Genomic DNA, 18,326 nt, shown 5'->3' with positions numbered 1-18,326 from the left:
CCATGTCCGGACACGTCTACGCACTGCTCGTCGGCATCGACGCCTACACCGGCGTCGTGCCGCCCCTGTCGGGGTGCGTCAACGACGTCACCGCCTTCAGCGACATCCTCAAGGGTCGGGTGCCCGCGGGCGAGCTCAGCATGGTCATCGTGACGGACGAGGACGCGACCCGCGAGGCCGTCACGAGGGAGTTCGCCGCACACCTGGGGCAGGCCGACGCGGACGACGTCGCGCTCTTTTACTACAGCGGTCACGGCGCGCACCAGGAGGCGCCGCAGGAGCTGTGGGACTTCGAGCCCGACCACCAGAACGAGACGCTCGTCTTCGTCGACAGCCGTGAGCCGGGGGGTTGGGACCTCGCGGACAAGGAGCTGGCGGTGCTCATCTCGCAGGTCGCGGCGACGGGCTGCCACCTGCTCGTCGTGCTCGACTGCTGCCACTCCGGCGACGCCACCCGTGACGTGACCGAGGTCGTGCGCCAGGCCCCGCCGGACCTGCGGCACCGGCCCATCGAGACCTTCCTGCCGGGCACCGTGCAGCAGGCCGCAGCCCAGGCGGCCGCCGCGCAGGCGGGCACCGGCACCCGTGACCTCGACCAGGCACCGCACGAGCGGTGGACGCCACCAGCGGGGAGGCACGTCCTGCTCGCCGCGTGTCGGTCCTCGGAGAAGGCCAAGGAGATCAGGACGCAGGGGCAGCACCGGGGGGCGATGTCGGCGGCGCTCGAGAAGGCGCTCGTGCAGTCGGAGGGCAAGCCGTCCTACCGCGACATCCTGCTCATGGTCACCTCGCAGGTCACGACCACCGTGCGCGACCAGCACCCGCAGTTCGAGACGGTCGACTCGAACGAGCTCGACCGCCCGTTCCTCGGGGGCGCCATCCCGGACTCACCGCGCCCGCTGACGCTGAGCAGGCGCCCGGAGGGCTGGACGATCGACTCGGGCGCGGTGCACGGGGTGCCGGAGCCGATCCGCGTCGGTGACACGACCGACACCACCGAGCTGGCCATCTACCCGTTGTCCGCCCAGGGCCCGCGCGAGCCCCTCGCCACCGCCCTCGTCTCGCGTGTGCTGCCCGACCGGTCCGTGGTGACGGTGACGCCGGAGATCGACCCCTCGTCCATCTACCGTGCGGTCGTCACGTCCATCCCGCTCAAGCCCCTGTCGGTGGCCGTGGCCGGGGACGCTGCCGGCACCGCCGCCCTGCGTGCGGCCGCCGACAACGCCGACTCGACCCTCATCGACCTGATCGAGGCACCTGGTGACGCGCCGGCGAAGCCTGACCTGCAGGTCGAAGCGACGCCGGGCGGCTTCGTGATCACGCGCCCGGGGCTCGTGAGACCGCTCGTGCCCGTCGTCGCCGGGGAAGGGCGAGAGGAGCGCACGATCGACGCCCTCGAGCACGTGGCCCGGTGGCTGCGCCTGTCGAACCTCACCAACCCGACCAGCCAGCTCGGCACCCATGCCGTGCGCGTTGCCGTCGTGACGGCAGAGGGCAGCACCGAGGACGGTGGAACCGTCGAGATCGCCTACGCGGGCGAGAAGCCGCCGAAGTTCACCGTGACCCTCGAGAACACGACGAAGGTGCCCCTCTGGGCCGCACTGCTCGACCTCACCGACTCCTACGGCATCTACACCGACGCCTTCCCCGCCGGCCGGGTGGCGTTGGGCCCGGGCGAGAAGACGAGTCTCGAGCTCGGCGGCGAGGTGCCGGACGCTCTCTGGAAGGAGGGCACCGTCACCGTCACCGACCGGCTCGTCGTCGTGACGAGCACCATCGAGTTCGACCCCCGGTCGCTCCAGCAGGGGGACCTGGCCGTCAGCGCGGTGCCGGGCCACGACGGCACCCGCAGCCTGGAGGGCGCGACGACCCGCTCGGCGTTCAAGCCCCGGTCGACCCTCGAGCGGATGCTCGGCAGCGTCACCACGAGGCGCCTGCCGCCACGCACGACCGAGACGATCGCGGACTGGCGCACCAACCGCATCGACGTCGTGACGACGCGGCCCCACGGTTGAGGACCGCGACGGGCCCGCACGACGAAGGGCCGGACGCATCGCGTCCGGCCCTTCCTCTTCGGTGGAGCTGAGGGGACTCGAACCCCTGACCCCCTCCATGCCATGGAGGTGCGCTACCAGCTGCGCCACAGCCCCTTTCGGGTGTCGCCCCGCTGAGGCGACTGCGTAACAATAGCGGGTCGCGCGGCCCGATCCCAAATCGGGGGCACGTGCCCAGCCGGGCTCCGCGCGGGCCCTCCCGGGCGCGCCGCTCAGGTCGTCGAGGGGCCCAGGTTCCAGCCCGCGATGCGCCATCGGACCGTCGCCGAGAAGCTCTTGCCCGCCTCCACCAGCAGGGCCCAGTGGCAGTTGTCGAGGCCACGGAGGACGCGGTCGGAGAGGTCCTGGTCGAGGCCGACGAGGTCGCTCACGCCGACCCGGGCCGACACGCCGTGCGCCACGACGAGCGCCGTCGCGCCGGGTGCCAGACCATCGCTGACCTCGCGCAGCACGGCCCCCGCCCGGGTCGCAACCTCCTCGCGCGTCTCGCCCGTCACGCCCTTGCGCACGTCCTCACCGCGGTCGAGTGCCGCGACGAGGTCGGGGTAGCGGGCGTGCACGTCGTCGACGTGCAGTCCCTGCCACTCCCCCACGTGCACCTCGCGCAACCGCTCGTCGAGACGCACCGGCAGCCCGGTCAGCTCGCCCACGGCTCGGGCCGTCGAGACCGCCCGCTGGAGGTCGCTCGAGACGATCACCACGGGGCGGTATGCCGCCACGTGGGGTGCCGCGGCCGCCACCTGCTCCCTGCCCCGGTCGGACAGCGCCGAGTCGCGGTGTCCTTGCCACACGCGGGCGGCGTTGTCGACCGTCTCGGCGTGGCGCATCACGACGATCCGCCGCGGCGGCGGGCCGCCCGGCACGGGGCTCACGCCTCGGCGTCGTCTTCGGCGTCGTCCGGTGTGGCGTCCTGTGCGTCGTCGGCATCCTGCTTCACCGGTCGCGGGAAGGGCTCCACGAGCGACAGGTCGATCTCGGGGCAGTCCTTCCAGAGCCGCTCGAGGGCGTAGTAGTCGCGCTCCTCCTCGTGCTGCACGTGGACGATGATGTCGCCGAAGTCGATGAGCACCCAGCGCCCCTCGCGCTCACCCTCGCGGCGCAGCGGCTTGCTGCCGAGCTCGCGGAGGCGATCCTCGACCTCGTCGACGATGGCGCCGACCTGGCGCTCGGACGGAGCGGAGGCGATGACGAAGACGTCGGTGAGTGGCATCTGGTCACTCACGTCGATCGCCATCACCTTCTCGGCGATCTTCTCCTCGGCGGCCAGGGCGGCCACCTTGGCGAGCTGGAGTGAGCGTTGGGCGGCAGTCACGGAAGTCCTTGGGTCGAGGAGTGCACGAGGGGCGAAGGCCCCTGCGGGTTGACGTAGAGGTGGTACTTGTTGACGTACTGGACGACCCCGTCCGGCACGAGGTACCAGACGGGCTCGGCGGCGGCCACGCGGGCACGGCAGTCGGTGGAGCTGATCGCCATCGCCGGCACCTCCTGCAGCGTGACGCGGTCCTCCGGCAGGCCCTTGTCGGACAGCTCGTGCCCCGGCCGCGTCACCCCGATGAAGTGGGCGCGCTGCCAGAGCTGCTCGGCGTCCTTCCACGAGAGGATCTCGGCGAGGGCGTCGGCGCCGGTGATGAAGAACAGCTCGTCGTCGGGCCGCTCGGCCCGGATGTCGCGCAGGGTGTCGATCGTGTAGGTCGGGCCGGGACGCTCGATGTCGACGCGGCTGACCGTGAAGCGCGGGTTGGAGGCGGTCGCGATGACCGTCATGAGGTAGCGGTGCTCGGCCGGGGAGACGTGCCGGTCGGCCTTCTGCCACGGCTCGCCGGTGGGCACGAAGACCACCTCGTCGAGCGCGAACCTCGACTGCACCTCGCTGGCGGCGACCAGGTGGCCATGGTGGATCGGGTCGAAGGTCCCGCCCATGACCCCGAGGCGCATGCTCAGTGGCTGGTCCCGTCGGTGTCGCGCGCGTGGTCGGCGCTGCCGGGCTGGCCGGTGCCCGGCGCTCCCGGAGCACGGCGCGGCTGGCCCACCTTGGCAGCGGTGTTGCGGAAGCTCCACGTGATGCCGAGCAGCACGATGAAGGACACGAAGGCGATGATGAAGTAGGCGATCACCGGCATCGGAAGCTCACGCGTGGCTTCCTCCGTCGCGGCAACAAGCGCGCTGACCCGTTGAGACATGCCGCCAGCCTAGCGCTCGCGGGGCGCAGTCAGCCCCACAGGGCGGCATGGAGGCGGGCGAAACCGACCGAGCGCCAGGGCTCGGCTCCAGCCTCGATGCCGGCGCGAACCTCGTCGCACGCCCGACGGGCCAGGTCGATGACCTCTGGCGGGTAACCGAGCGACACCTGGTGCTCGGCGAACTCGTCCTCGTCGTCCACGAAGAGGTGGCCCTCACGGGTCAGCACGACGTCGAGGTCGAGGTCGACCATCGTCACCTCCCACTCGGGGCCCTCGTCGCCCTGCCCGCCGGTGCCCGCGCGCTTCTGCCAGACGGCAGGAGTCGTCATGTCGACGTAGACGGAGATGTGCTTGGGGTCGGGGTAGAAGCTCGCCGCCCACCCCCTGCCGACCGGAGTCACGGAGACCCAACCGACGTCCTCGATGAAGTCCCGGCCGGGTCGGACACAGCGCGTGCCGGGTGGGGCGAACCACCAGTCGCCGTGCTCGTCGGCCCCGAGGTAGCGCCCGACCCACTCCCAGTGCCTGCCGTCACCCCACTTCGTGAACCGCCCGAGCACCGGCGCCCCGATCGGGGGCCGGCCGGACGGCATACCGGCTGCTGGGGACGCAGGTGCGGGGCTCACGGGGCCCCACGCTACGACGCCGGGCGCCCCGACGGCGTCGCAGACGCCACCACAGCACCGTCACAGCGACGTGACAGTCCCACCTCACGCGCGGCCGTAGGCTGGTGCCCATGGTCCCGCAGTTGTCCGTCGTCATCCCGATGTACAACGAGCAGGAGGTGCTCCCTCTGCTCGTCGAGCGGCTGCGCCCCCTCCTCGACGGGATGGACGTCAGCTACGAGGTCGTCGCCGTCGACGACGGCAGCTCGGACCTCACGGCTGCGCTGCTCCAGCGCTACCACCGCGAGTGGCCCGCGCTGCGCGTCGTGCGCCTGCGGGCCAACGCCGGCCACCAGGCTGCCATCTCGGCCGGGCTCGTCAGCTCCCTCGGCGACTACGTCGTCACGCTCGACGCCGACCTGCAGGACCCGCCCGAGGTCATCCCCCAGATGCTGGCGGCGGCCAAGGACGACGGCGTCGACGTCGTCTACGGGGTGCGCGCCGACCGCTCGACCGACACGTGGTTCAAGCGGGCCTCCGCTCGTGCCTTCTACCGCCTCATCACCGTCATGTCGCAGACCAAGGCGCACGCCGACGCCGGCGACTTCCGCCTCATGTCGCGCGCCACTGTCGATGCCGTCAACAGCCTCCCGGAGCACAACCGGGTGCTGCGCTTCATCGTGCCTGCGCTGGGCTTCCCCTCCGACACGGTCGAGTACAAGCGCGACGAGCGCGCCGCCGGCACGTCGAAGTACCCGCTCCTCAAGATGATCCGGCTCTCGCTCGACTCGCTGACCGGCTTCTCGACCGCGCCGCTGCGCATGGCGACCTTCGCCGGGCTCGGCGGCGCCGTCATCGCCGTGCTCCTCTTCCTCTACACGCTCATCGCGCGGTCGCAGGGCCACACCGTCGCCGGCTGGACCTCGACGGTCGCGATCGTGTCGGCCTTCGGCGCCGTGCAGCTCGTCTGCGTCGGCATCCTCGGCGAGTACATCGGGCGGATGTATGCGCACATGCAGGGCCGGCCCACCTACTTCATCGCCTACGACTCGCTGACGACCGACCGGAGCGAGCACGGACCCACCGACACGCCCCTGCCCGCCAACCCGGCCGAGGGCCGCATCCGTGAGCCGGTCCGGGAGCCGATGGATGAGCCGGCCCGTGAGCCGGCGGGTGAGGCCCAGCGCACCACGGTGAGCACGCCGGGTCGCTGATCAGGCGATCGGGCGGGCCCGCATCAACAGGCTGACGCCGGGCAGGTCCTTGACCGGCAGGTAGCGCTCGGCCGTGATGATGGTGCGCAGCCCGAAGTTGACGACAGGGTGCAGGTCATCGAGGTCGGAGCCGGAGCTCGACTTGCGTCGCATCGCCACGACCGGGCGCAGCAGCACGTTCCAGGACTGCACGGACTCCACCTCGAAGCGGCCGCGCTGGAGCAGGTCGACGAGGCCGGGCCGGGTGTAGCGGCGCACGTGGTCGACCGCCTCGTCGTGGTTCGACCAGAGCCGCGGGTCTGCCGGCACGGCGATGAGGTAGGTGCCGCCGGGGCGCAGCACCCGGTGCACCTCGGCGACGGCGGCGTCGTCGTCGTGCAGGTGCTCGAGCAGGTCGAAGGCGACGACGAGGTCGAGACTGTCGTCGGCGAGGGGCAGGGAGGTCGCATCGGAACGCAGCGTCGCGAGCCCGCGACCGGCGGCCACCTCGGCACCGTCGGCGCCGTACTCGAGCGCGACGGCCTGCCAACCGTGGTCACGCAGGACGCGGGTGTTGCCCCCACCGGCTGCCCCGACGTCGAGGGCGCGGCCCGGGGTCAGACCTGCGATCGCCTTGGCGAGCAGGTGCCGACGCTCCCGATACCACCAGTGCCCATCCTCGAGCTGGGCGAGCTTGCGGACCTCTGTGGCTTCCATTGCGCCTCATTATGCACGGGGCTGTGTGGGCGCTGTGCCACGGCCACGTCACAGACCCATCTCGGGAGGCGGCGCCTCAGCGGACGTGTCCGTCGCCCTCGACGATCCACTTCGTCGTCGTCAGCTCGGGCAGCGCCATCGGGCCGCGCGCGTGCAGCTTCTGGGTCGAGATGCCGATCTCGGCCCCGAAGCCGAACTCACCGCCGTCGGTGAAGCGGGTGCTCGCGTTGACCATGACGGCCGCCGCATCGACCTCGGCCGTGAAGCGTCGTGCCGCCCCGCGGTCCTCGGTGACGATGGCCTCGGTGTGCCCGGTGCCGAAGCGTCGGATCCGCTCCACCGCCTCGTCGAGGTCGTCGACGACGGCGACGCTCATCTCCAGGCCGTGCCACTCCGTGCCGAAGTCGCGCTCGCTCGCGAGGTCGTATGCCGCCCCGGCCGCCTCGGCGTAGTCGGCCACCTCGGGTGCCACGTGCAGTCGCACCCCTGCGCCGGCGAGATCGGTCAGCGCCTTGGGGAGGAAGTCGGCGGCGACGTCACGGTGCACGAGGAGGGACTCGGCGGCGTTGCACACGCTCGGCCGGTGCGTCTTGGCGTTGAGCGTGATCGCCTGTGCCTTGTCGAGATCGGCGGCGCGGTCGACGTAGACGTGGCACACGCCGACCCCGGTCTCGATGACGGGCACCGTCGACTCGGTGACGACGGTCTGGATGAGGTCGGCGCCCCCGCGCGGGATGACGAGGTCGACGTGGCCGCGGGCCGTCATGAGCGCTCGGGCCGCGTCTCGGCCGCCCTCCTCGAGCAGCGTGACGGCCTCGACCGGGAGCCCCTGCGCCGCCAGCGATGCGCGCATCGCCTCGACGAGGGCGTGGTTGCTGCTGGCAGCTGCCGACCCTCCGCGCAGGATCACGGCGTTGCCCGACTTGAGGCAGAGCCCCGCAGCGTCGACGGTGACGTTGGGACGGGCCTCGTAGATCATGCCGATGACGCCCATCGGCACCCGCACCTGGCGGATCTGCAAGCCGTTGGCGAGGGTCGACCCGCGCACGATCTCGCCGACCGGGTCGGGCAGCGCTGCGACGTCGCGCAGCGCCTGGGCGACCGCGGCGACGCGGGTCTCGTCGAGGCGCAGCCGGTCCTGGAGACTCTCGCTCATGCCCCGGGCGCGGCCGCGCTCGAGGTCCTCGGCGTTGGCGGCGATGACGGCCGGCGTGGCCGCCTCGACGGCGTCGGCGAGGTGCAGCAGGACGGCGTCCTTCTCGGCGCGCGACATGAGGGCGAGGCGCCGCGAGGCCGCCCGGGCGAGGTCGGCGAGCGCGTTGACCTGTGAGGCGACGGCGGGGTCGATCGGCGTGGACATGTCTCAAGCGTAGGTCGTGGGACCGCACCCGCACCGGGCCTCCCGTGGGATGGACGGCAGTACGCTCCGTGCGGCGGAACCCTGCGGCGCCCGACCTCGTTGAACCATGGCCACCACCGAGAGGACCTCATGACTGCTCTGCCGACCTCGCTCCCCCACCTGACCCCCGCCGACGTCGACGCCGAGCTCGATCGTCAGATCGAGCGGCTGCACGCCGTCGGACACCTGCGCCACCTCGGCTGGTCGCCGGCCGACCTGGCCGCACGGGTCGACGGACTGCGAGCGCCCTTGCGCGAGAGTGCCGCCCACCTGCCGCAGGCCAGTCGTGAGCGCATGCCCTTCGTCGTGGTGCTGCCCACGCTCCGCCCGTCGCACGCCATCACGACCCAGCACCTGGGGTCGCGGGCCGGCGTCCTCTCCGGCGACACGGCTGACATCGACGACTTCACGCCCATCGAGGGGCTCGACGTGCCGACCGTGCCGTATGCCGTCGTCGACGTCCGCCGCGGCGAGGAGCACCTGGGTCGCACCCCCGACGAGGCCATGGTCGACTTCGCCTCGGAGGGACGGTCGCCGCTGACGATCGTCGAGGGCCTCGCCCTGTTGACGGCCAACCCCGAGGCGCTCGAGAAGAACCACTGCTTCCAGACCCCGGGCTCCCGCATCGGCGACCGTCGCGTGCCGGGCCTGTGGATCAGCAAGCGGGCACCCAAGCTCGGCTTCTGCTGGGCCGGCAACCGCCACTCCTGGCTCGGGATCGCCTCGTGCGCCCGACGCGTCGCTCCCTGAGGACCGGGCCGGACGGCATACGGACTGCTCCTCGTCGATGAAGCCTCGGTGACCCTGGGTGACCCTGGGTGACCCTGGGTGCCCACGGGACGTGGCCGCGCGGCGACGGGCCGCCACGCTCACTACAGTCGGTCCTGTGTCTCCTCGCTCCGCGATCAGCAGTGCTCGCCGCATCGTCGTCAAGGTCGGCTCGAGCTCTCTGACCGGTGCCGACGGCGGCATCGACCGGGGGCGCCTCGTCGCGCTCGCCAACGCGCTGGCCCACCGCCACGCGCACGGCACCCAGATCGTCCTCGTCAGCTCGGGAGCCATCGCCGCCGGCATCCACCCGCTCGGCCTGGCAGCCCGACCGCGCGACCTCGCCACCCAGCAGGCCGCCGCATCGGTCGGTCAGGGAGCGTTGCTCGCGGCCTACAGCCATGCCTTCGGCGCGCACGGGGTCACCGTGGGCCAGGTCCTGCTCACCGCCGACGACGTCACGCGGCGCTCGCACTACGCCAACGCCCGTCGCACGCTCGAGCGCCTGCTCGACCTCGCCGTGCTGCCCATCGTCAACGAGAACGACACGGTGGCGACGAGCGAGATCCGCTTCGGCGACAACGACCGGCTCGCGGCGCTCGTCGCCCACCTCATCGACGCCGACGCGCTCGTGTTGCTGTCTGACGTCGACGCGCTCTATGACGGTCCGCCGAGCCGACCCGGCACGAGCCGGGTCCCGGTGATCGCCGGGCCGGACGACCTCGTCGGCATCGAGATCGGCGGCAGCGGCTCCAAGGTGGGCACCGGCGGCATGACGACGAAGATCGAGGCGGCCCGCATCGCGACCGCGGCCGGGGTCGTCACGACCGTCACCGCCGCCGACCGGGTGACGGAGGTGCTCGCGGGCCACGACGTCGGCACGATCTTCCTGCCCGTCGGCGTGCGCGGCCGCTCGCGGCGGCTGTGGCTCGAGCACGCGACGACCGCGCGTGGCCGGCTCATCATCGACGACGGCGCGGTGGCCGCGCTCGTGCACCGCAAGAAGTCGTTGCTGCCGGCCGGCATCGTCGGCGTCGAGGGCACCTTCCACGACGGCGACCCCGTCGACGTCTGCGGACCCGACGGCACCTCCGTCGCCCGCGGCCTCGTCAACTACTCCTCCGCCGAGCTGCCGGGCCTGCTCGGTCGCTCCACGAAGGAGCTGGCCCGAGAGCTCGGGCCGGAGTACGAGCGCGAGGTCATCCACCGCGACGACCTCGTCATCCTCTGAGACCACCCCACCGGGCAGGGCCGGTCACGTCGGTCGGGAGGCGATCGTCACCGTCAGCGCACCGGAGTTCGCCTCGAGGTTGATGTCGTTGATGCCGAGGGTCAGCTCCCCGTCGCGAGGGCAGTCGTAGCTCACACCGGTGCCGATGAAGAAGGGCTCGGACTCGTCGAGGCCGCCGATGAGACCTGCAGTGTTGGCATCGGGGAGGCCCTCGACGTTGTACTGGTGGTAGCGCTCGTCGGTCAGCCCGTCCGGCCCGACCGTCGAGTCCGCCGACTGGTCGTGCTGGATCGTGCCGGAGGCCGAGATGTCGAGGGTGGTCCCGGGAGCACACGTGACTCCGCTGGCCAGCCACCGCGTGTCACCTGGCACGGCCAGCTCGACCGGGGTGGGCGCCTCGCCGCCGGACTCGGGCGCCGTCGCCGCCTCGCTCGTCTGTGAGGTGGTCGGCCCCGTTCCCAGCGCCGTGGCGTCGTCGCCGCGCACCGACCGGTAGACGGCCGTGGCCACACCGCCGAGCACGAGGACCAGCGCGAGCACGATGCCCGTCGTGATGAGCCGCCCTCGGCCGTCACGACCTGAGGGCACCGACGGCACCACCGGCCCCGACGGCCCTGGCGGCTCTGGCGGCCCTGACGGCTCCGCAGCCTCGGGTGGCGGGGTCGATGGGGTGTCCACCGGCGCCGCGACCACCGGCGCCGTGGGGGCAGCCTCGTCCTCAGGTGGCAGGTCGGCGACATCGAAGAGCCGGGTGTCGGGGCCCCTGACATAGAGCACGGGCGTGACCCACTCGAGGGTGCCCCGGCCGAGGCCGAGGATGCCGATCCTGCCGCTGCGCATGGCCTCGTCGATGGTGCGCCCGTTGGCCAGCGCCGTGTAGAAGCCGCGGGCGAAGGCAAGGGCAGCACGGTCGCTGATGGTGAACTGCATGGCCGCCACCGACTGGATGCCGCTGCGCGCCAGCGCCGCAGCCGTGCCGGAGAAGGGGTCATCGGAGCTGGAGGCGCCGGACTCGCACGAGTTGAGCACGACGAGGCGCGGCGTCGGGGAGGCCTCGTGCAGCAGGTCCGCGAGGCTGCTGGCGTTGACGAAGTCGGCGCGCCCGTCCGAGCCCACGAGGGCGATGAGGCCCTCGTCGGCGGCGTCGTCGAAGGTGCCGTGCCCGATGAAGTGCAGCACGTGCCACGGCCGTCGGAGCAGTCGGTCGTGCAGCTCCTCCCAGGAGGCGTGCTCGACCCATTCGAGTCGGACGCGACCCGAGCGCACGTGCTGGGCGAGGGCCTCCTCGAGGTGCTCACGCTCGACGGCGACATCGAGGGGCTGGAGCCCGCGCGGCGACGACACGACGGCCAGCACCTGCAGCGGTGGCTTGATCGCGAGGGCCGAGGGCGGGTGGGCTCCCTCGACCTGCCGGACGAGGGGCTCCTGCCGGCAGAGGTAGGCCTGGCTGTCGCGGTCGTAGAGCATCTCCCAGGGGAGCGCCGCGAGCCCGGGCGCCCCCAACCGCAACCGGATCTGCAGTCCGCGACCGCGATCGGCGGCGACGGCGCGACTGGCTCGGTAGGTGGCCGCCACCTCGCCGACGAAGATCGCGTCGAAGAGCATCGCCCCCGTCGACTGCACCGACACCTCGGCCGCGGGCAGGATCCGCCGGCTCGACACCGAGGAGGCGAGCAGCACCGACTCGAGCTGCTGGCGCGTCGCGAGCAAAGCGTCGACGTCGAGGGTGAAGCGCGCGGTCGGCTCCCCTCCCGCCACCGAGCGGGCGACGCGCACCGTGAACTCCCCGGGTGCCGTGCCCGGCTCGATCTCGAGCTCCAGGACCGTGTCCATCTCGCGCCTCCCACGTCAGGGATCCCCGCTCCCCCCAGAGTCCGCCCGCACAGACACCCCCGCAAGGAAATCGGCACATCACGACCGAACGGCCACGCCCTGCTGGGCGTGGCCGTCCGGTGCGAGAGGTCGAGGCCGACCTCCGTGGTGTGGGTGGATCAGTGGCTCGAGGCCGTCTCGGCGCCGTGGCCGGTGAGCGAACGGACCTCCATCTCGGCATACTTCGCCGCGCTGTACTCCTTGCTCGTCACCGTCCCGATGTAGCCGAGGATGAAGCCCAGCGGGATCGAGATGATGCCCGGGTTGTCGAGCGGGAAGAGGTGGAAGTCGACACCCTGCAGCATCGACGGGCTCTTGCCGGTGATGGGGTCGACCGGCTTGCCCGACACGACGGGGCTGAAGATGATCAGCGTGATGGCGCTGATCAGGCCGCCGTAGATGCTCCACAACGCGCCACGGGTGTTGAACCGCTTCCAGAAGAGCGAGTAGAGGATCGTCGGCAGGTTCGCGCTCGCCGCGATGGCGAAGGCGAGAGCCACGAGGAAGGCGATGTTCTGCCCGAGGGCGAAGATGCCGCCGACGATCGCGATCGCGCCGAGGACGAGGGCCGAGATGCGAGCCACCTTGACCTCTTCCTCCGGGGTGGCGGTGCCCTTCTTGACGACCGTGTTGTAGACGTCGTGCGAGAGCGAGGCACTGGCCGTGATCGTCAGACCCGCGACGACCGCGAGGATCGTCGCGAACGCCACCGCCGAGATGATGCCCAGGAGGATCTCGCCACCCAGCTCGAAGGCGAGCAGCGGGGCTGCCGAGTTGACGCCACCAGGGGCGTTCTTGATCGTCGAGGCTCCCACGAGCTCGGCTGCGCCGAAGCCCAGCACCAGCGTGAAGAGGTAGAAGATGCCGATGAGCCAGATGGCCCACACCACCGAGCGGCGAGCCTCGCGGGAGGTCGGCACGGTGTAGAAGCGCATGAGCACGTGCGGCAGACCCGCCGTGCCGAAGACGAGTGCCATCGACAGCGAGATGAAGTCGATCGGGTTCTTGTACTGCAGTCCCGGCTGGAGCAGGTCCTTGCCGCCGGCCTCCTGCGATGCCGCCGTGGCCTCACCGAGCAGGGTCGAGAGGCTGAACCCGAACATGCTGAGCACCCAGACCGTCATGACGCCGGCACCGATGATGAGCAGCACGGCCTTGATGATCTGCACCCACGTCGTGCCCTTCATGCCGCCGTAGATGACGTAGAAGATCATGATGAGTCCGACGACCACGATGACGAGCCGCTGCCCCAGCACCCCCTCGATGCCGAGCAGGAGGGCGACGAGACCACCGGCACCGGCCATCTGGGCCAGCAGGTAGAAGAAGGAGACGGCGAGCGTCGAGATCGCGGCCGCGATGCGCACCGGCCGCTGACGCAGCCGGAAGCTCAGCACGTCGGCCATCGTGTACTTGCCGACGTTGCGGAGCAGCTCGGCGACGAGCAGCAGGGCCACGAGCCAGGCCACGAGGAAGCCGATGGAGTAGAGGAACCCGTCGTAGCCGTTGATGGCGATGGCGCCGGCGATACCGAGGAACGAGGCGGCCGAGAGGTAGTCACCGGCGATCGCGATGCCGTTCTGGCGACCGGTGAAGGCGCGACCGCCGGCGTAGTACTCGGCGGCGCTGCGGTTGTTGCGCGAGGCGCGGATGACGATCGCCAGCGTGACGACGACGAAGAGGGCGAAGATGCCGATGTTGATGGCCGGGTTGCCCACCGTGGTGGCCGTGGGCACGAGTGCGGGCGCGGAGGCGAGGAGCGAGCTCACTGCGACCCTCCCATCTTCTGAGCAAGGGCTTCGGCCTCGGGGTCGAAGACCCGGTCGGCCCAGCGGGCGTAGTACATCGTGATGGCGAACGTCGTCACGAACTGCAGGAGCCCGAGGATCAGGCCCCACGTGATGTTGCCGAAGACCCGCGTGCCCATGAAGTCCTTGGCAAAGACGGAGAGCAGGACGAACAGGAAGTACCACGCGAGGAACATCGCGGTCAGCGGGAAGACGAACTTGCGGAACTTGTTTCGCAGTTGCTCGAACTCCGGGGAGTTCTGCATGGCGACGTTGGGATCGTCGCCCACGAGATCTGGAGCTTCGTTGCTCACGGGGCCACCTCCGGGGCGGTTGGGTCGTGCCGGTGCCTGGGTGTCTGTCAGCGCGTCGCGCCAGCCCCGTCGGCCGCCCACCCCCCTGTGGTGATGCGTTCGACGTCGCTGTCGCTCGGCGCTCGCCGATCATGCGACCGGCGGTGCACACGCTAGGAGGGGCGGGCCCGGCTGCGCAGCGGCAGAACCGGCCTGATCTGTGAAAGGGCTCGTCGAGTCGCCGTGCGCCGTCTCAGCCGCGACGAACGGTCACGTTGTCACGACGAGCGGTAGCGCCCTGCACCGACCGCTGGGGGTTGCGCGACGGATCCGGGTGGAAGGAGCCCCGGTCGAGGTCGATGTGCTCGGGGGCGTGCAGCCGCACCATCGTGAGGCCCACGTGCTCGGGCACCGTCGACCGCGTGATGATCGAGACGATGATCATCGTGGCGAAGGCCATGGGCACCGTCACCGCGGCCGGTTGGCGGATGACGACCCCGAACCAGCCCTCCCAGTCGGCGCCGAAGGTCGTGGCGACGACGGCCGACATCGAGAGCCCTCCCCCGACGACGAGTCCGGCGATGACACCGCGCGCCGTGAGGCCACGCCACCAGATGCCGAGCAGCAGCATCGGGCAGAAGGTCGACGCGGCGACGGCGAAGGCGAGCTCGACGGCTCTCGCCACCGGCACCCCCGCGGACACGAAGGTCAGCACGACCGCGATGCTCACGGCGAGCACCGTCGCGAGCCGGAACGACCGTATGCCGCCCCGCAGGCCCGACCCCGTGCCACGGCGCAGCAGGTCCTGGCTGAGGACACCAGCGACCGAGACGACGAGGCCGGTCGAGGTCGACAGGAACGCCGCGAAGGCCCCTGCCGCGACGAGCGCCGTGAGCCCCTGACCGAGCGCACCGTCGAAGACGCGGCTCGGCAGCTCGAGGACGACCGTGTCGGCGCGGCCCTGCGCCACGAGGTCGAAGGCGAGCTTCCGCCCCAGCACCCCGTAGAGGACCGGCAGCACATAGAAGCTCGCGAGCAGCACGAGCACGACGAGCGTCGTGCGCCGAGCGGCCCGCCCGTCGCGGTTGGTGTAGAAGCGGACGACGACGTGGGGCAGGCCCATCGTGCCGAAGAAGGTCGCGAGCACGAGGGAGTAGGTCAGGTAGAGGGCGTGGTCGCCACTCAGCGGCTCGATCCAGTCGGCCATCTCGACGGCGCCCACGCCGGAGGGCATCCGGTCGGTCGCCCACATGCCGGCGAAGAAGAACATCGGCGTCAGGAGCGCGACGAGCTTGAGCCAGTAGTGGAAGGCCTGGATGAGTGTCACGCTGCGCATGCCGCCCGGCAGCACGTTGAGGCAGACGACGACGGCGACGGCGACCTGCCCGACCCACAGCGGCGCCCCGGTGAGGGTGCGCAGGGTGAGGCCGGCGCCCTGGAACTGCGGGATGAGGTAGAGCAGCCCGATGGCCACGACGAGCACGCTGGAGAGCCGCCGCACGTGCATCGACTCGAGGCGCAGCTGCGCGAAGTCGGGCAGCGTGTAGGCCCCCGACCGGCGCAGGGGCGCCGCCACGAAGACGAGCAGCACGAGGTAGCCGGCCGTCCAGCCGACCGGCAGCCAGAGCATGTCGACACCTCGGGCGAGGATCAGCCCCGCGGCGCCGAGGAACGATGCGGCAGAGAGGTATTCGCCACTGATGGCCGAGGCGTTGAGGATCGGACCGACCCCACGGGAGGCGACGTAGAAGTCGCTCATCGTGCGGGAGACGCGCAGTCCGAAGGCCCCCACGGCGAGGGTGGCGATGGAGACGAGCACGACCGCGACGATGCTTGCGGCGGCGGTGCTCACCGGCCCTCCAGCAGGTCGCTGAAGTTCTCCTCGTTGCGCTCGGCCTGGCGCACGTAGAGCCAGCCGAGCCCGATGATCTCCGATGAGGCCACGACGGTGAGCAGCAGCCACGGCGCCGGGATGCCGAGCACCTCGAAGCGCCCGATGGCCGGGAAGAGGTGGAAGAGAAGCGGCAGCGCCCCGAGGGTGAGCGCGAGGGCGAGGAGCACCCCGAGCGCGAGCCGCAGCTGACTGCGGATGAGGGAGGTGACATAGACCTCGCCGAGGCGCGTCTGGGCGTCGATCTCGGAGGCCACCGACGTCACGCGGGTGCGGGTCGCTCCCGTTCGGGGACTCGTGACCCTGACCCGACGCGGCGGCTGCTCGCGGGCCGGGCGCTCGTTCACGGCGCCCCGCGCAGCGGCTGGGCACGACGCACGAGCAGGTCGCGCAGCTCGCGCGTGTGTCGCCGGCTCACGACGAGCTCGTGCCCGCCGACGACGACCGTCGTGCGACCGCCCTCGGTGCGCCACTCGGTGATGTGGCCGAGCGCGACCAGGGAGGAGCGGTGGATGCGCACGAAGCCCGCCCCGGCCCAGCTGTCGGCGAGGGTCGTCAGGGGCACCCGCACGAGGTGGCTCTCGGTCGCGGTGTGCAGGCGGGCGTAGTCGCCCTGCGCCTCGACGAAGAGCACGTCGGCGCGCGGCACGAGCCGGCTGACCCCGCCCAGCTCGACGACGATGCTCTCGTCGGAGGCGGTGGGCGCGGGATCGGCTCCCTCGAGCCGGTGCAGGACCCGACGCACCGCCTCGGACAGGCGCTCGTCACGCACCGGCTTGAGCACGTAGTCGACGACGTTGAGCTCGAAGGCGTCGACCGCGTGCCGCTCGTGCGCGGTGACGAAGACGACCGGCGGCTGGGTCGTGAAGCGGGAGAGCACGCGCGCGAGGTCGAGACCGCTGAGGCCGGGCATCTGCACGTCCATGAAGATCGCGTCGAGCTGCTCCTCGTGGATCACCCGCAGGGCCGCCTCTCCCGAGGCCGCGGGGATGACCTGGCGCACGGCCGGGTGCCGCTCGAGCATCCAGACCAGCTCGTCGAGCGCCGGCGCCTCGTCGTCGACGGCGAGCACGCGGAGGGTGCTGGGCAGCGGCTCCGCGTCGGACGGCATACCGGCTCGGGGTGGAGTGCTCATGCGCGCACCCCCGGCTGGAACTTCGGCAGGCGCACGGTCACCTTGGTCCCCGCCCCCTGGGCCGTCTCGATGACGAGCCCGTAGTCGTCGCCGAAGGTCGCCCGCAGCCGCTCGTCGACGTTGGCCAGCCCGACGGAGTCACTCGACGGGTCGCCGCCGAGCACCTGGCGCAGGCGCTCGGGGTCCTCGCCGACGCCGTTGTCCTCGATCGTGACGACGCACTCACGGTCGGAGTCCTGCGCGAGGATCGTGATCTCGCCGTCGCCGGGCTTGCGCTCCAGGCCGTGGCGCACGGCGTTCTCGACGATCGGCTGGAGGCAGAGGAAGGGCACGACGACCGGCAGCACCTCGGGGGCCACCCGCAGGGTCACGGTGAGCCGGTCGCCGAAGCGGGCCTTCTCGATGACGAGGTAGGCCTCGATCGATCGCAGCTCCTCGGCGAGCGTCGTGAACTCGCCGTGCTTGCGGAAGGAGTAGCGGGTGAACTCCGCGAGGTCGAGCAGCAGCTCGCGCGCCCGCTCGGGGTCGGTGCGGGTGAAGGAGGCGATCGCCGTCAGCGAGTTGTAGATGAAGTGCGGGCTGATCTGGGCCCGCAGCGCTCGCACCTCGGCCTCCATGAGCCGCGTGCGCGAGGCGTCGAGCTCGGCGAGCTCGAGCTGCCCCGACACCCAGCGTGCGACCTCGTTGGTGGCGCGCACGAGGCCCGCCGACGCTTGGTCGGTGAAGACCTGCAGGGTGCCGACGACCTTCTCCTCGATGTCGAGGGGCGCGACGATGGCGTGCCGCACGACGCACGAGGGCTCGTCGCAGGCGATGTCGGCGCCGTCGACGACGGTGGTGCGGCCGTGGCCGAGCGTCGCCGCGGCGATGACCGCCGGCTGGCCGGCGTGGTGGGCGCGGCCGCCCTCCCACGCGAGCAGGCGCGTCGTGTCGGTCATCGCGACGGCGGGCGCCCCGAGGAGCGTGCGCAGGTGCTTGAGCGAGCGCTCGGCGCTCGCCGGGTTGAGCCCCTGACGCAGCGGCGGCGAGGCGAGCAGGGCGGTGTGCAGGGTGCGGAAGGTCGCTCGGTCGGCCTCGGTGCCCAGGTGGCCCCGACGCAGCAACGCGCCCCACGAACTCATGGGTGACACCCTATGCGCGACGACCCCGGCGTATGCCGTCTCCGCAGTCCCAGCGCCCCGCGACGTCTGCCGACGTCCCGTGA

The 18,326-nt window shown here is 71.5% G+C and carries 18 protein-coding genes and 1 tRNA gene; 4 read left to right on the top strand and 15 right to left on the bottom strand.

Annotation, left to right across the window (positions count from 1 at the left end):
* The first annotated feature begins 2 nt into the window (after positions 1-2).
* Positions 3-2,015, top strand: coding sequence for a caspase domain-containing protein (locus LG278_RS08720; protein WP_404392902.1), 2,013 nt, complete (start codon positions 3-5; stop codon positions 2,013-2,015).
* A 62-nt stretch (positions 2,016-2,077) separates the two neighbouring features.
* Here LG278_RS08720 and LG278_RS08715 read toward each other — a convergent pair.
* The 6 genes from LG278_RS08715 to LG278_RS08690 form a co-directional block, all read right to left on the bottom strand.
* Positions 2,078-2,150, bottom strand: a tRNA-Ala gene (locus tag LG278_RS08715).
* A gap of 116 nt (positions 2,151-2,266) precedes the next feature.
* Positions 2,267-2,926, bottom strand: coding sequence for a histidine phosphatase family protein (locus LG278_RS08710; protein WP_404392900.1), 660 nt, complete (start codon positions 2,924-2,926; stop codon positions 2,267-2,269).
* Positions 2,923-3,366, bottom strand: coding sequence for a ribosome silencing factor (gene rsfS / locus LG278_RS08705; protein WP_404392898.1), 444 nt, complete (start codon positions 3,364-3,366; stop codon positions 2,923-2,925). Before rsfS ends, LG278_RS08710 begins: the two co-directional genes overlap by 4 nt.
* Positions 3,363-3,974: a nicotinate-nucleotide adenylyltransferase gene (gene nadD / locus LG278_RS08700; protein WP_404393591.1), complete on the bottom strand. Its 612-nt coding sequence runs from the start codon at positions 3,972-3,974 to the stop codon at positions 3,363-3,365. Before nadD ends, rsfS begins: the two co-directional genes overlap by 4 nt.
* A 17-nt stretch (positions 3,975-3,991) precedes the next feature.
* Positions 3,992-4,234, bottom strand: coding sequence for a hypothetical protein (locus LG278_RS08695; RefSeq protein WP_404392896.1), 243 nt, complete (start codon positions 4,232-4,234; stop codon positions 3,992-3,994).
* A gap of 29 nt (positions 4,235-4,263) precedes the next feature.
* Positions 4,264-4,860, bottom strand: a complete 597-nt coding sequence (locus tag LG278_RS08690; RefSeq protein WP_404392894.1) for a DUF402 domain-containing protein — start codon at positions 4,858-4,860, stop codon at positions 4,264-4,266.
* Positions 4,861-4,970: 110 nt separating this feature from the next.
* Here LG278_RS08690 and LG278_RS08685 point away from each other — a divergent pair, with 110 nt between their 5' ends.
* Positions 4,971-6,053, top strand: a complete 1,083-nt coding sequence (locus LG278_RS08685) for a glycosyltransferase family 2 protein (protein WP_404392892.1) — start codon at positions 4,971-4,973, stop codon at positions 6,051-6,053.
* Here the strand turns inward: LG278_RS08685 and LG278_RS08680 are convergent, their stop codons facing one another.
* Both LG278_RS08680 and LG278_RS08675 read right to left on the bottom strand, forming a co-directional pair.
* On the bottom strand, positions 6,054-6,749 hold the full coding sequence (locus tag LG278_RS08680; RefSeq protein WP_404392890.1) for a class I SAM-dependent methyltransferase: 696 nt from the start codon (positions 6,747-6,749) through the stop codon (positions 6,054-6,056).
* A 76-nt stretch (positions 6,750-6,825) separates the two neighbouring features.
* Positions 6,826-8,109 (bottom strand): glutamate-5-semialdehyde dehydrogenase, encoded by a 1,284-nt coding sequence (locus LG278_RS08675; RefSeq protein ID WP_404392888.1) that lies wholly within the window; start codon positions 8,107-8,109, stop codon positions 6,826-6,828.
* Between the two features lie 129 nt (positions 8,110-8,238).
* On the opposite strand from LG278_RS08675, the gene LG278_RS08670 reads away from it, so the two are divergent.
* Positions 8,239-8,898, top strand: coding sequence for a DUF5701 family protein (locus tag LG278_RS08670; protein WP_404392886.1), 660 nt, complete (start codon positions 8,239-8,241; stop codon positions 8,896-8,898).
* A gap of 136 nt (positions 8,899-9,034) precedes the next feature.
* On the top strand, positions 9,035-10,147 hold the full coding sequence (gene proB, locus LG278_RS08665; RefSeq protein ID WP_404392885.1) for a glutamate 5-kinase: 1,113 nt from the start codon (positions 9,035-9,037) through the stop codon (positions 10,145-10,147).
* A gap of 24 nt (positions 10,148-10,171) precedes the next feature.
* On the opposite strand, the gene LG278_RS08660 is transcribed toward proB, so the two are convergent.
* From LG278_RS08660 to LG278_RS08630, 7 genes are all read right to left on the bottom strand, one after another.
* A complete protein-coding gene (locus LG278_RS08660; RefSeq protein WP_404392883.1) occupies positions 10,172-11,980 on the bottom strand; it encodes a CHAT domain-containing protein in 1,809 nt (602 codons plus the stop codon).
* A gap of 158 nt (positions 11,981-12,138) precedes the next feature.
* Positions 12,139-13,785 carry a cation acetate symporter gene (locus LG278_RS08655; RefSeq protein WP_404392881.1) on the bottom strand — a complete coding sequence of 549 codons (1,647 nt, stop codon included), beginning with the start codon at positions 13,783-13,785 and terminating at the stop codon, positions 12,139-12,141.
* The gene (locus LG278_RS08650; RefSeq protein WP_404393589.1) at positions 13,782-14,069 is read right to left on the bottom strand and encodes a DUF485 domain-containing protein; all 288 of its coding nucleotides are present in this window, start codon (positions 14,067-14,069) and stop codon (positions 13,782-13,784) included. Before LG278_RS08650 ends, LG278_RS08655 begins: the two co-directional genes overlap by 4 nt.
* Positions 14,070-14,349: 280 nt before the next feature.
* Positions 14,350-15,948, bottom strand: coding sequence for a cation acetate symporter (locus tag LG278_RS08645; protein WP_404392879.1), 1,599 nt, complete (start codon positions 15,946-15,948; stop codon positions 14,350-14,352).
* A complete protein-coding gene (locus LG278_RS08640; RefSeq protein ID WP_404392877.1) occupies positions 15,945-16,253 on the bottom strand; it encodes a hypothetical protein in 309 nt (102 codons plus the stop codon). The genes LG278_RS08645 and LG278_RS08640 overlap by 4 nt, the downstream gene beginning before the upstream one ends.
* Before the next feature lie 77 nt (positions 16,254-16,330).
* Positions 16,331-17,122 (bottom strand): LytR/AlgR family response regulator transcription factor, encoded by a 792-nt coding sequence (locus tag LG278_RS08635; RefSeq protein WP_404392875.1) that lies wholly within the window; start codon positions 17,120-17,122, stop codon positions 16,331-16,333.
* The gene (locus LG278_RS08630) at positions 17,119-18,243 is read right to left on the bottom strand and encodes a sensor histidine kinase (protein ID WP_404392873.1); all 1,125 of its coding nucleotides are present in this window, start codon (positions 18,241-18,243) and stop codon (positions 17,119-17,121) included. The genes LG278_RS08635 and LG278_RS08630 overlap by 4 nt, the downstream gene beginning before the upstream one ends.
* Positions 18,244-18,326 lie beyond the last annotated feature (83 nt).

The organism is Humibacillus xanthopallidus (assembly GCF_044793955.1).
Taxonomy (GTDB): Bacteria; Actinomycetota; Actinomycetes; order Actinomycetales; family Dermatophilaceae; genus Humibacillus; species Humibacillus xanthopallidus_C.
The sequence above is the reverse complement of the archived record's forward strand: the minus strand, read 5'-3'. Positions and strand labels throughout refer to the sequence as shown.

Excerpts from the sequence above, each read along its gene's own strand:
- LG278_RS08720 (WP_404392902.1), top strand. The coding sequence starts at position 3 with ATGTCCGGACACGTCTACGCACTGCTCGTCGGCATCGACGCCTACACC.
- nadD (WP_404393591.1), bottom strand. The coding sequence starts at position 3,974 with ATGGGCGGGACCTTCGACCCGATCCACCATGGCCACCTGGTCGCCGCC.
- LG278_RS08695 (WP_404392896.1), bottom strand. The coding sequence starts at position 4,234 with ATGTCTCAACGGGTCAGCGCGCTTGTTGCCGCGACGGAGGAAGCCACG.
- LG278_RS08685 (WP_404392892.1), top strand. The coding sequence starts at position 4,971 with ATGGTCCCGCAGTTGTCCGTCGTCATCCCGATGTACAACGAGCAGGAG.
- LG278_RS08680 (WP_404392890.1), bottom strand. The coding sequence starts at position 6,749 with ATGGAAGCCACAGAGGTCCGCAAGCTCGCCCAGCTCGAGGATGGGCAC.
- LG278_RS08675 (WP_404392888.1), bottom strand. The coding sequence starts at position 8,109 with ATGTCCACGCCGATCGACCCCGCCGTCGCCTCACAGGTCAACGCGCTC.
- LG278_RS08670 (WP_404392886.1), top strand. The coding sequence starts at position 8,239 with ATGACTGCTCTGCCGACCTCGCTCCCCCACCTGACCCCCGCCGACGTC.
- LG278_RS08660 (WP_404392883.1), bottom strand. The coding sequence starts at position 11,980 with ATGGACACGGTCCTGGAGCTCGAGATCGAGCCGGGCACGGCACCCGGG.
- LG278_RS08650 (WP_404393589.1), bottom strand. The coding sequence starts at position 14,069 with ATGCAGAACTCCCCGGAGTTCGAGCAACTGCGAAACAAGTTCCGCAAG.
- LG278_RS08635 (WP_404392875.1), bottom strand. The coding sequence starts at position 17,122 with ATGAGCACTCCACCCCGAGCCGGTATGCCGTCCGACGCGGAGCCGCTG.
- LG278_RS08630 (WP_404392873.1), bottom strand. The coding sequence starts at position 18,243 with ATGAGTTCGTGGGGCGCGTTGCTGCGTCGGGGCCACCTGGGCACCGAG.